This window comes from Streptomyces misionensis (assembly GCF_007896895.1).
GTDB lineage: Bacteria > Actinomycetota > Actinomycetes > Streptomycetales > Streptomycetaceae > Streptomyces > Streptomyces misionensis_A.
Genome location: NZ_VOGW01000067.1, coordinates 23,029 through 34,968, shown reverse-complemented (window position 1 = coordinate 34,968; position 11,940 = coordinate 23,029). Strand labels below are relative to the sequence as shown.

12 protein-coding genes are annotated in these 11,940 nt (G+C 69.0%); 7 read left to right on the top strand and 5 right to left on the bottom strand.

Annotation, left to right across the window (positions count from 1 at the left end):
- Positions 1–1,268: 1,268 nt before the first annotated feature.
- On the top strand, positions 1,269–1,625 hold the full coding sequence (locus FRZ03_RS12375; RefSeq protein ID WP_146465193.1) for a hypothetical protein: 357 nt from the start codon (positions 1,269–1,271) through the stop codon (positions 1,623–1,625).
- Here the strand turns inward: FRZ03_RS12375 and FRZ03_RS12370 are convergent.
- From FRZ03_RS12370 to FRZ03_RS12355, 4 genes are all read right to left on the bottom strand, one after another.
- Positions 1,615–2,435 (bottom strand): IS5 family transposase gene (locus FRZ03_RS12370; protein ID WP_398660196.1). Its coding sequence is split into 2 segments (ribosomal slippage): positions 1,615–2,085 and positions 2,088–2,435, totalling 819 coding nucleotides; the frame shifts between segments, so codons are not numbered across the junction. The genes FRZ03_RS12375 and FRZ03_RS12370 overlap by 11 nt on opposite strands.
- A 617-nt stretch (positions 2,436–3,052) precedes the next feature.
- The gene (locus FRZ03_RS12365; RefSeq protein WP_146465191.1) at positions 3,053–3,361 is read right to left on the bottom strand and encodes a hypothetical protein; all 309 of its coding nucleotides are present in this window, start codon (positions 3,359–3,361) and stop codon (positions 3,053–3,055) included.
- A 476-nt stretch (positions 3,362–3,837) separates the two neighbouring features.
- A complete protein-coding gene (locus tag FRZ03_RS12360) occupies positions 3,838–4,602 on the bottom strand; it encodes a GntR family transcriptional regulator (RefSeq protein WP_146465190.1) in 765 nt (254 codons plus the stop codon).
- A 1-nt stretch (position 4,603) separates the two neighbouring features.
- Positions 4,604–5,149 (bottom strand): GntR family transcriptional regulator, encoded by a 546-nt coding sequence (locus tag FRZ03_RS12355; protein WP_146465189.1) that lies wholly within the window; start codon positions 5,147–5,149, stop codon positions 4,604–4,606.
- Positions 5,150–5,475: 326 nt separating this feature from the next.
- Between FRZ03_RS12355 and FRZ03_RS39060 the strand changes: the two genes are divergently transcribed.
- The 5 genes from FRZ03_RS39060 (at position 5,476) to FRZ03_RS12325 (ending at position 9,579) form a co-directional block, all read left to right on the top strand.
- Entirely contained in the window at positions 5,476–6,294 is an 819-nt protein-coding gene (locus FRZ03_RS39060) for a hypothetical protein (protein ID WP_186785383.1), read from the top strand.
- Positions 6,291–7,127 carry a hypothetical protein gene (locus tag FRZ03_RS12340; protein ID WP_261398944.1) on the top strand — a complete coding sequence of 279 codons (837 nt, stop codon included), beginning with the start codon at positions 6,291–6,293 and terminating at the stop codon, positions 7,125–7,127. The genes FRZ03_RS39060 and FRZ03_RS12340 overlap by 4 nt, the downstream gene beginning before the upstream one ends.
- Before the next feature lie 103 nt (positions 7,128–7,230).
- Positions 7,231–7,797, top strand: coding sequence for an HNH endonuclease (locus FRZ03_RS12335; protein ID WP_146465187.1), 567 nt, complete (start codon positions 7,231–7,233; stop codon positions 7,795–7,797).
- Positions 7,794–8,039, top strand: coding sequence for a helix-turn-helix domain-containing protein (locus tag FRZ03_RS12330; RefSeq protein WP_146465132.1), 246 nt, complete (start codon positions 7,794–7,796; stop codon positions 8,037–8,039). The genes FRZ03_RS12335 and FRZ03_RS12330 overlap by 4 nt, the downstream gene beginning before the upstream one ends.
- 304 nt (positions 8,040–8,343) lie before the next feature.
- The gene (locus tag FRZ03_RS12325) at positions 8,344–9,579 is read left to right on the top strand and encodes a tyrosine-type recombinase/integrase (RefSeq protein WP_146465186.1); all 1,236 of its coding nucleotides are present in this window, start codon (positions 8,344–8,346) and stop codon (positions 9,577–9,579) included.
- A gap of 78 nt (positions 9,580–9,657) precedes the next feature.
- Here FRZ03_RS12325 and FRZ03_RS12320 read toward each other — a convergent pair whose 3' ends face one another.
- A complete protein-coding gene (locus FRZ03_RS12320) occupies positions 9,658–10,419 on the bottom strand; it encodes a phosphoglyceromutase (RefSeq protein ID WP_146465185.1) in 762 nt (253 codons plus the stop codon).
- A gap of 153 nt (positions 10,420–10,572) precedes the next feature.
- Between FRZ03_RS12320 and FRZ03_RS12315 the strand changes: the two genes are divergently transcribed.
- Positions 10,573–11,862: an MDR family MFS transporter gene (locus FRZ03_RS12315; protein WP_146465184.1), complete on the top strand. Its 1,290-nt coding sequence runs from the start codon at positions 10,573–10,575 to the stop codon at positions 11,860–11,862.
- Positions 11,863–11,940 lie beyond the last annotated feature (78 nt).

Here is an 11,940-nt window from a genome sequence, read left to right as displayed (position 1 = left end):
GCACGCAACTCAGACCTGGGAACCCCCTCGTGAGGACTTCGGGAAGGGGGTGTCTCTGCCTCCCCGGAGATCCGACCAGAAGATTCCGCTTATGCGGCTGCCTGGCTGAGGCAACCCACCGTGGCGCGGCACCGGGTAAAGGGGCTCAACTCTTCCGGTCGCGGTCCGGCGTGCGGTGCGCCCCCAACCCTGAGGGGTCGGCGAGGGGGCCGCCGGGTAGCGGGGGGCCTTTACCTCGGTAACGGGGTGGGTAGCGCCCTCTGACCTGCAAGGTAAGGCAGGTAAAGGGGGCAAGCGGCGGCACATGGAACCGGCTGCCCGCGGCAGTCGGGGGCTCAGACCTGGCCGCGTCCACCCCCTCTCCTCCAGGGGCCGCTACTTCCGCTACCGCCGCTACCGTGCAGGTCAAGGGCATGATCGAGGTAGCGGGAAGGGGTAGCGGTAGCGGATAGGGCGCGCTACCGACCCGGGCGGAGCCGCCCGGGCGAGCACCCGTAACGGTGTCCGAGGGCGTCACGGTGTGATGGTCGCGTAACACCCAAAGCCCTAGGCAGGCGCGGGTGTTACGCGCCCTAACAGGGGCCCGTAACACCGCCTCACACCTGGCCGTCACGCCGACCCGTAACGCTTGCCCAGCGCGTGGGGCACTGCGGTGGCTTGTCGCGCGGCTTGTCGTCCCGCTTGTCGCTTGTCTTGTCTTGTCGCTTGTCGGCACGCAGGTCAGTACCGGTTTCGGCGTCTCTGGAGGACCGTCTGACGGCATCGGACCAGCGAGGCGACAAGCGGCACCAGGCCAAGCAACAGCCCTTCTTCAAGATGGGTACTCCGCCAGCGGAGCTTCGGTCTCGCGGGTGGGCCGGGCGTTTCTACTGGGGTCCCGCTACCCACTACCCAGTAGGCGGGTAGCGCGGCTCTGACACCTGCCTGATGCCTGACACCGTCACGGCGCCTGACACTCAAACCCCTAGGCAGACGCGGGCGTCACGTCCTCTGACAGCGCGCGTTGACACTCCCTGACACCTGGCCGTAAGACCGGCCGTCGTCCGAGTCCGCGCCGGCCAACGCCTCGCCTCGTACAGGCAAGAGGAGCACCCGGCCGGGGCGAGGCGTGCTCCTCTTGTTGGTCGGCGCGTGCGCCGCCTGATGGTCGGCCGCGGAGCGGCTCCTTCTTCGTGCTCTGAGGGGCACTGACCAAGTACAGAAGCCCCTCTTTTTTTCCTAAGACGTCGTTTCTTATGGCTGTCAGAGCGGCATGAGAACCTCCGGTCATGAGCTACGACCTTGCTGTCTGGGAAGGCAAGAGGCCGGTGGATGACAGGACCGCCGGCCGGGTCTTCAGCGACCTGTATGACCGCTACATCGACGGCGAGGTGGAAGAGCCTCCGTCCGAACGCATCGCGGCGTACGTGGCCGCGTTGCTTGAGCGGTGGTGCGACATCACCGAGGACGAAGAGGACACCTCGCCCTGGTCAACCGGGCCGTTGATCGATGAGGCCAGCGGTCCGCTGATCTACTTCGCCATGCGGTGGAGCATGGCTGAGGAAGCGTCGGCCTACGCGGCAGCTATCGCGGAGTCCATGGGGCTGGTCTGCTTCGACGTGCAGCAGGACCGGCTCAGGCCGTGAGCAGGGTGTTCAGGCGGCGATAGCCGATCAGTGTCGCCGCTATGCCGACGAAGGCGAGAAAATGTTCGGCCTTACGCTCGTAGCGACGGTGGAGCCTCCGGCAGCCGCCCAGCCAGGACACGGTTCGCTCGACCACCCAGCGATGCCGGCCCAGCCGCTCCGAGGACTCGATGCCCTTGCGAGCAATGCGGTGGCGGATGCCGCGCTCGCGGAGCCATCGGCGCAGGTGGTCATAGTCGTATCCCTTGTCGGCGTGCAGTTTCGCCGGCTTCCTGCGCCGGGGCCCGCGGCGGGAGCGGATGGGCGGGATGCCCCGGACGAGCGGCTCCAGGCCCTGGCTGTCGTGCATGTTCGCGCCCGAGATACCCAAGGACAGCGGCAGTCCGTTGCGGTCGCAGACCAGATGAATTTTCGATCCGAGTTTGCCGCGGTCGGTCGGATTCGGTCCCGTCAAAGGCCCCCTTTTGCCGCCCTCAGGCTGACTGAGTCGATCGCACACCGCGACCAGTCCAACTCGCCTCGTGTTCCGAGTTCGTCGAGGATTACGCGGTGGAGCCGGGCCCAGACCCGGTCCCGGCTCCACTGGGCGAACCGCCGGTAGACCGTCTGCCAGGCCGGCCCGAACACCGGCGGCAGTTGCCGCCACGTGCAGCCCGAAGTCGCCACGAAGATGATCCCGGCCAGGGCTTCGCGGTCACCCGCCCGACGTCGGCCTCCACCCTGCGGACGTATCACCTCAGTCGGTGGCACCACCCGCCGGAACAGCACCCACAACTCGTCCGGCACCAGTCGCTCCACGAGATCCGCCATGCACGGATCGACGAACAATCACGCCATAAGAAACGACGTCTAAGTAGGGAAGGCTGCGTCACCTGCGACACCCGATCATGAAAAACGCCCACTGACCTGCGCAGACGGGGGTGACGCAGAGGGCCCCCGGCTGCGTCATCCTGCGTCACCTGCGTCATCGGTGACGGACAGCCTGCGTCACCGGTGACGCAGGCCCAATGCCCTGCGTCACCCAAAAATCGCAGGTCAGAAGCCTGAATGACGCAGATGACGCGGGTGACGCAGAAATCCCCACCTCGGACACCTTCGGCTAACACCCCGGGCCCCGCCCTCTCGGGGTGGCGAGCGTGCCAGCAGACGCCCTAGTCACCGTTGACGCACCCCCGAACCTCTGCGTCACCCGAAAAGCGCAGGTCAAAGGCGCCGGGTGTCGCAGGTGACGAGGTGACGCAGAAATCCGAACCTCGGACAAAGGCGGGCGCGCCATAGCTCTTCAGGAGGGGGCAGGGGGCGGGTCAGACGCCTGCCACCCTTCCCCTTGAAGAGCCTCCTCCGCCATCCCGGAGCGTCAGGCAGACGGGCGCCTGAGCATCGACCACGCTTGAACGCTCACAGACGGCTACCGGCGTCTGCTGTGATCAACCATTCTGAGCAGCAACGCTGGCAAACAGAACGGCCGCCGCACCGAGAACGAGCAGGTGAACGGACCCGGCGATCCACAACCGCAGGCCCATCAATCCGCCACCCGCTACGACCGCTGTGCAACCGCAGATCCACGCCCCGCGTCGCCCGGCTTGGGCAGTGGGAATGCCGGAAGACCCGAAGGGATCACCCGAGAACATCACATGCATCCCGAGCCAGACGATAAGCATGGCCGACACCGGAAGAAGAGCGATCGCCAGCCCAAGATCCAACCACACCGAAGGACGCTGCATGTCCGCCAGCATGCCGCCCCTCCCACAGACGCACCTGAGTATGGGTACTCATCCTGCACGCCAACGGCAGTCGCGGCCGGCAGCAAAGAGGCCACCCCGGGCGGTGGGTGGCCTCTTTGGGCGGAGCTCCGTTCTTCCGATAGCGCGCAGTGGCGCGGGAGCTCCCGAGTGCCGTCGCGCGCGAGCGTAGCGAGCTGCCAAGGATCGCGCGGCCGAAGGCCGCACTTTCATGTCCCTCTCGTCGTGGTGTGGCGGTACCGATCCGCAACACGCGCGCGACCCGCAAAAGGATCACCGGACCTGACCTGCGGCGTTGCGGTGTGGCGGCGTGGCGGATTCCTGGGGGAGGGGGAAGAGTCCGCCCTGGCCGGGCCGGTAGCGCGACCTGTCCGCTACCGCTACCCCTTCCCGCTACCTCCATCACGCCCCTGACCTGCACGGTAGCGGCGGTAGCGGAAGTAGCGGCCCCTGGGGAGAGGGGGCATGGGTCAGAACTCGTATTGCAGCTCGTAGAGATGCCCTGCCTTGGCCATAACCGTGACCTCGATCGGGCGTTCATCGTTGCTGTAGACCACCCGGAAGGTACGGAGGACGGGCAGGTCACTGGGGAGTTGCAGGGCCTCGAACTGCTCCTGGGTGGGAACGCGGGCGGAAACCCGGTCCACGGTGTGGAGCGGTGGGTAACCCATCTCGGCGAGCAGGGCGGGCGTGCCGCCTCGGATCTTCCGGCGTTCGGACATCGCCGTCCCACGAGCCAGTTCGACTGGGTAGTAGGACTTCACCAATTCGACTGGCGATCCGTCGTAGGAGAGGACTTGGCGCCGCAGCACGGCGACACCGTTCTCATCGAGCCCCAGCGCTGCTGCCACATCCGCCGGCGGGCGCACCTCGGCGACCTCCAACAACTCGATGCTTCCGCGTTTGCCTTTACCTGTCGCCACCGTGAGCCATGAGTACTGCTCACCGGGTGGCGCCGGTTGGCCGGTGTCCGCCGGTCGGATGGTCTCCTGTTGGTGCGGCCGTACCGTCACGGCCGCACCAGGGCGGCCGACAACGAGACGTTCGTCCTTCAGCACCTGAAGAGCCTTCTGAACAGTCGCGTTGGCCGCCTCGAACCGGTCCTTGAGCTGCTGAGTTGAGGGGAGTTTGGCCCCCGGCTGAAGGTCTCCCGACATGATTTCGTCGCGGAGATCGGCCGCAATACGCTCGTGAAGCGGGCGCCGATCGTGGGCGTCCAATTCCGCCTTGGGCACGTCAGATCCTCGGTTCGAGTTCGTAGCGGAGTCGTTGAGCGGTCGCCGGGAAGACGGATTCATCCACCTGGAAGCGCCGGCCGTCGGCGTCCATCGTCAGCCGCGTCATGCAGAGCACGGGTTCAGCGTCGCCGAGGCCGAGTACGTGTCGCTCGGCATCGGTGGGCATGCGTGCCGAGACTTCCTCCCGGACCCGGTGGGCGGAGTAGCCCAGTTCGGCAAGGAGAGTGACCGCGCCTCCCCGGATCTTCCTGGTTCCTTCCAGTCGAGTGCCGCGCGCGACCTCCACCGGGTAGTAGGTGTCGGTCAGCTCAACGGGTTGGTCATCGAGGTAGATCACGCGTTGGCGCACCACCACGGCGGCGCCCTCTTCGACCATGAGCAGCCTTGCCACTCCCGGCGGCGCGGGGACTTCGCCCGCCCGAACGACCCGCTGACTGCCTACGCCTCCCCTGGCCGCAGCTTCCTCCCCCCATGCGTCGCCCTGCGCGTTCTTCCGGGGCGCCACGTACGGCACCGAGCTGCTAACCCAACCGCTGCTGCTCATGTCCGCACTCCTTCCACTCGATCCAGAGGACGACCTCACCGCTTTACACGATAAGCGATACGCCCTCTAAGCGACCTTGCCACCTTTCGCGAATGGCGATACGGTCTTCGTGTCGCACCGCACCAGCGGAAGCGACGCAGAGGAGCGTGCTTGCGCTGCTCAGCGGCCCGAAGGAACGCCCACAAGGGCGAGTACGGACGGCACAAGAAAGAGCCCCGGCGGGAGCGTCCGGTGTTGGCGCACCGGACCCGCCAGGGCTCAAACACAGGAGCGGCGCTCGCGTCCAGGCAAAGCCGCCGCTCCCTGACCCTCGAAGGGGTACATCCATGATGCCTGCAATCCGAGTAGAGCGGCGCACCGAACAGTCCACGCGTGGGGCCGATGGTCCCGAGCAGGTCTCAGACCTGCCGATGGTCGAGCGGCGTCGGGTCGGAGAGGCCTTCCCCCGCGTTCCGGTCGGCTCCCTGGAGCTGACCCGGGAGCAGGTGGCGGCCGGACTGTACGCCCAGCGTGAGACGCTTCCGGGCCTTCCCCGGCACCCCACCGACGTGGAGCTGCTGAAGGCGCTGGAGCGGACGTTGGACACGCTGGGGCTGGCCGGTCTGGAAGAGGCGCGGCAGGAGCTGGAAGCGCTGCCGCTTGACGACCGTGCCGCATCGAGTGCCTACTCCCGGGCCTATCGGCTGTGCGTCGAGCACTGGTACGCCGATGCCCTTTCCGCGCCTTTGACGGCCGGGGAACTGACGCTCGCGCTGTACGCCTCGGACATCAAGGTGACCCGCGGCCGTTCCGTCGACAACCGGCTCGCTGAGGTCGACGGGCACCTGATGGAGGGTGTCGCCCAGCTCGGGGCCCGCACGCTGGCCCTGCTCGGGGACGAGGCGGGACGGGAGTTCGACCACCCCGCCTACCGAGTTCCGTTCAGTGAGCTGAGCGAGCAGTACCAGGCCCTCATGCCGGACGAGCGTCGCCGCCGCTTCTGCCACGACCTGGCCGTCAGCCGCCAGTGGGCCGCGCCCCGGCCGCTCATGGTGATGTTCGACGCGGGCGGCTTCGCGGTCGGCGCGACCCCGCCGGAGTGCCCGCGCCGGGTGGCCTTCCACCGGGCCTACCTGCCCAAGAGCACTCTGGGGCGCGCCGCGTGAGCACTGCCGCCCTCAACGCGCTGTATGCGCGGGTGGCGCCCGTTCCGGCGCCGGTCGTCTCCCTGGTGGAGATGGACCGGCGCCGGGACGGCGAGGACTTCCCCACCATCCCTGTTCAGGGGCTGGAGCTGTCCGTAGGGGAAGTCTCCGCCGCGCTCTTCGAGACGGCCACCGAGGAACTGGCCGTCCCGGTGCCCAGCACCGACACCCTCTACGACGCCCTCAGCAGCGCGGTGCGCGCGCTGGGCCCGGCCGGGATCGCGAAGGAGGTGGGCACCTTCGCCGAGCTGGACGCCGAGGAGTTCTTCGAGGTGGCCACCTGCCGAGCGTTCGCCTACCGGCTCGCCCTGTCGTTCTGGTACGAGGGCGCCCGCTCCCGTCCCATGACGGTCGGGGAAGCCGCAGTGGCGCTGTACCTCTCGGACGCCTACCGCCACCACCAGGTGGACGCCCTGACCGTGCGCCGGGCCCCGCTGCTGGTCTCCCGTGCGATCCGGCAGGGCGCCGCCGCGGTGCCCGTCGAGACGCTTGTACGCCTCGGGGAGGCCATGACACGGGAGTTCGCGACCCACGGCTTGGCCTGCGTGACGTCCGGCGTCACGGCCGAGTCACACCCTGCCGGGAGCGTCGTCACGTCCGGCCGGGACTGGCTGTACCGGCAGGCGTTGCCGGACTGGCACCGTCGCCGGTTCTGCTTCGACCTGATGCGCGCCGACGCCCTCCAGCCCTCGCCGCTCATCGTGCGGCTGGACGGGGGCGGCTACGTGCTGGGGGCCACGCCGCCGGCCGGGCCGGACGGCACGTGGGCACGCACGCTGCGGGCGGAGTGGTAGCCATGCCGCACACCCGATCCGCACGGCCACACACCCGATCCGCACGGCCGCACGTGCGGAATCCGCACCCGCACACCCGGTCCGCACGGGTGGGGTGGTAGCCGTGCCGACCCGTACCCGCCCCAAGACGGCCGTGCGGCGGCTGCGCAAGCGCCAGCTCGCCGCACGCGACGGGTGGCGCTGCGTCTACTGCCGTCGCCGCTTCCGCAGCCTCGCGGAGGCGACGCTCGATCACGTGGTGCCTTACCGGCTGCTGCGGACCTGGTCCGTGGGCGCGCTGGTACTGGCCTGCCGGGACTGCAACCACCGCAAGGGCGACCGCTTCCCCCTGCTGCTCGCCCTCCTGCTGGCCGCCCGCTACCACCCCGTTCACGGCCGACCGGCCGTGTTCACCGACGACCGATCGGCCGTTCACGACGAGCCGACCGCGCTCACCCGCAACGCCCCGGCCGTTCACGGCGGCCAGTCGTCCGTTCACGAGCCGGGCGGCATGTTCACGGCCACGCCGGAGGCGTTCACGCCGCCGCTCACGCTCGCCACGTGGCGCCTGCTGACCCGACTCGCTCACGCCCAACGATCGACCCCTGACCACGGCAGACAGCCGCGTGAACACCCGACTAAACACGCGGCGAACCGCCCGGAATCGACCCCGACCGGAGGAACTGCGTGACCACCCGCCGAACCGAATCGATCGACCCGCGCGCCACCCTGCGCGGCGGACTGCCCGACCGGTACCTCACCCCGGAAGACCTCGTCACCATGTTCAGCCTCCCGAGCGTCGAGACCGTCTACGCCTGGCGCCGCAAGCGCATCGGCCCGCCCGGCTTCCGCGTCGGCAAGCACCTGCGCTACGACCCGGCCACCGTCCGCGCCTGGGTGAACGAACAGTCCGCCCTCGAAGACGCCGCCTGAACCGCGCGGCTGCGCGGCGAGCGCGCGGAAGGTGCGCGGCAGCGCGCGGCACCAACCGCGCGGCGCGCGACTGTGCGCGGCAAGCGCGCGGTACCGCGCGGCAGGAAGCCCGAGCCGACCCGGCCTCAACGGGCGCTAGACCTAGCGGCCACCCCTGCTAGGTCTAGCGCCCCTCCTAGCGACCGAAACCGTTCCTGGCCTGTGGCCTAGCGCCTAGCGGGCCTGGTCCAGCACACCCGAAAACCGGCCGGTTGAGCCTCTATGGGCTCTGCCGCCCCTGCTAAGCAGAAGGGACCTAGCCTGTATGGCGGGCAGCATCCAAGACCGCTGGTTCAAGACCGAGACCAACGCCGAGGGCAAGACGGTCCGCGTCAGGACCGAGCGCTACGGCACGGGCATGCGCTACCGCGCCCGTTACTTCGCACCCGACGGCAAGCGCAAGAGCAAGTCCTTCGCCGACGGACAGAAGCGCCTGGCCGAGCAGTGGCTGAGCAAAATCACGGCCGACGTGGCCCGCGGCGACTACATCGACCCGAACGCGTCCCGAACCTCCTTCCAGGAGTTCGCCGAGGAGTGGCTTGCCAGCCAGAGCGGGGACCCGAACACTCGGGCGTCGATGCAGTCCCAATTGCGGCTGCATGCGTTCCCGCGCATCGGCTCACGCCCGCTCGGATCGTTCCAGCCGAGCCACATCCGCGAGTTCGTGACGCAGCTCGAAGCGTCCGGGATGTCCGGCGCGTATGCGCGTGTCATCTTCTCCAACGTCCGCGCCGTTCTCAGCGCGGCAGTGGAGGACGGCTACCTGCGTCGGAACCCCTGCAACTCGCGCACCGTGACGCTCCCTGAGATGGGCATGCGCCGGGTGGTTCCGTGGCAGCCGGAACGCGTTTTTGCCGTCCGTGCCGCCATGGTCGAACGCTTCCGCACCATGGTCGACGTGGGCGCCGGCTGCGGCCTACGCCAAGGCGAGATCCTCGGGCTGTGCGCCGATGAGCTGGACTTCGACAACGGCACCCTGCACGTGGTGCAGCAACTCAAGCTGAGCCTGAGTAAGCCCGTGTTCGCCCCACCCAAGGGCGGCAAGCTCCGTGACGTACCTCTGCCTGACCCTGTGGCGGAAGCGCTCAAGGAGCACATCGAGCGCTTCCCCCCGGTCAAGGTCACGTTGCCGTGGATGAGGGCGAACGGCCAACCTGTGACCAAGCGCCTGATCTTCAGCGGGCCCAACGGTGGCCACGTCTGGCGTACGTCACTGAACGAGGACCACTGGAAGCCCGCGCTTGCCAGGGCGGGCGTCATCCCCAAGGCGAAGAGCCGCGAGCACGCCGCCGCGCGCGAGCATGGCATGCACGCCCTGAGGCACTTCTACGCGTCGGTTCTGCTGGACGCGGGCGAAAGCATCAAGGCAGTCAGTGAGTATCTGGGGCACTCCGACCCAGGGCTGACGCTGAAGGTGTACGCGCACCTCATGCCGAGCAGCCGAGACCGCGCCCGGAAGGCCCTCAGCCAAGCGCTACGGCCACAGGACAGGGAGCACTGAGGGCCCACAGTGGGCCCAGGCCGTGAAAATGCCCCCGCACCGCGCCATGTGCGCAGGTCGGGGGCATGATCACGAAACCTACTTCTTCTTGCCCTGGTTCTTGACCGCCTCGATGGCGGCCGCTGCGGCCTCCGGGTCGAGGTACTTGCCGCCCGGGGTGACGGGCTTGAAGTCGGAGTCGAGTTCGTAGACCAGGGGGATGCCCGTGGGGATGTTCAGGCCCGCGATGTCGGCGTCGGAGATGCCGTCCAGGTGCTTGACCAGGGCGCGCAGGGAGTTGCCGTGGGCGGCGACGAGGACCGTGCGGCCGGTCAGGAGGTCGGGGACGATCGCGTCGAACCAGTAGGGGAGCATGCGGACGACGACGTCCTTCAGGCACTCCGTCCGCGGGCGCAGCTCCGGCGGGAGGGTCGCGTAGCGCGCGTCGTCGAACTGGGAGTACTCCGCGTCCTCGGCGAGCGGGGGCGGCGGGGTGTCGTAGGAGCGGCGCCAGAGCATGAACTGCTCCTCGCCGAACTCGGCCAGCGTCGCCGCCTTGTCCTTGCCCTGGAGGGCGCCGTAGTGGCGCTCGTTCAGGCGCCAGCTGCGGTGGACCGGGATCCAGTGGCGGTCGGCGGCCTCCAGGGCCAGCTGCGCGGTGCGGATCGCGCGCTTCTGGAGGGACGTGTGGACCACGTCGGGCAGCAGGTCGGCGTCCTTCAGGAGCTCGCCGCCGCGGACTGCCTCCTTCTCGCCCTTCTCGTTGAGATTGACGTCCACCCAGCCGGTGAACAGGTTCTTCGCGTTCCACTCGCTCTCGCCGTGGCGGAGGAGGATCAGCTTGTACGGTGCGTCGGCCATGCCTCAGAGCGTAATCCACACCCCGTGGACGGCGGCGCGGGCGACCGGTGGGTGGATCGTTGACGGTGTTTGTTAATCGGGTGGTCACTGTCAGACCCCCTATGTAAGTTGTGCTTGCGCTGTCGGCCACTTACAACTTCAGGGGGTCCCCTCATGCCCGCCGCCCGTCTCGGACGCGCTGCCCGGGAAGCCGTCTCCGGGCTACCCCGTGAGTTCTGGTGGCTGTGGACCAGCACCCTCGTCAACCGGCTCGGCGCCTTCGTGGCCACCTTCATGGCCCTCTACCTCACCCTCGACCGCGGGTACTCCGCCTCGTACGCCGGTCTCGTCGCCTCGCTGCACGGGCTGGGCGGGGTCGTCTCGGCGCTCGCCGGCGGGGTCATGGCCGACCGGCTCGGGCGGCGGCCCACCCTGCTCGTCGCCCAGTCCGCCACCGCCGTCTTCGTCGCGCTGCTCGGCTTCATGACCCATCCGGTCGCCATCGCCGGCGTCGCCTTCCTCGTCGGCATGGCCTCCAACGCCTCCCGCCCCGCGGTGCAGGCGATGATGGCCGACATCGTGCGGCCCGAGGACCGGGTGCGGGCCTTCTCGCTCAACTACTGGGCCATCAACCTCGGCTTCGCCGTCTCCTCCGCGGCCGCCGGGTTCATCGCCGAGTTCAGCTATCTCGCCGGGTTCCTGATCGAGGCCGGGATGACGGCCGCCTGTGCCCTCGTCGTCTTCCTGAAGGTCCCCGAGTCCCGGCCGGACGCTCCCGCCGAGCGGTCCGGGGCCGGTGCCGGAGCCGGGATCAGCCTGGGCACCGTGCTGCGCGACGGCCGCTACATGGCCGTCGTCGGGCTGTCCTTCCTGGTCGCCCTGATCTTCCAGCAGGGCTCGGTGGCCCTGCCGGTGGCCATGGGCCGGGCCGGGTTCTCGCCCGCCGACTACGGCGTCGCCATCGCCGTCAACGGCGTCCTGATCGTCGCCCTCCAGATCCCCGTCACCCGGTTCATCGAGCACCGCGATCCGCGCAGCCTGCTGGTCCTCTCCTCGCTGCTGGCGGGATACGGCTTCGGGCTCACCGCCTTCGCCGGGTCGGTCGGCGCCTTCATGGCCACGGTGTGCGTGTGGACCCTCGCCGAGATCGTCAACGCGCCGACCCAGACCGGGCTCGTCGTACGGCTCTCCCCCGTGCACGGACGCGGGCGCTACCAGGGCATGTACAGCCTGTCCTGGTCCGTCGCCGCGCTGGTCGCGCCGCTGATGTCCGGCCAGGTCATCGACCGGTTCGGGGCCGATTGGCTGTGGGGGACGTGCGCGGTCGTCGGCACGGCCGCCGGGCTCGGCTACGGACTGCTGATGCGGGGGCTGCGCAAGGAGGACGGTGCGGGCGAGGCCGAGGCCGCCACCGGCATCCGCGCCGAGGGCGCACCGGCGCCCGCCCCCGAACCCAGCGCCTGACACCCCGGGCCCGGCACCCACCCGGGTGAAAAGTGGCGCGGGTCACACGCACCGCTGTCACATTCCCCGGCCCGCTCC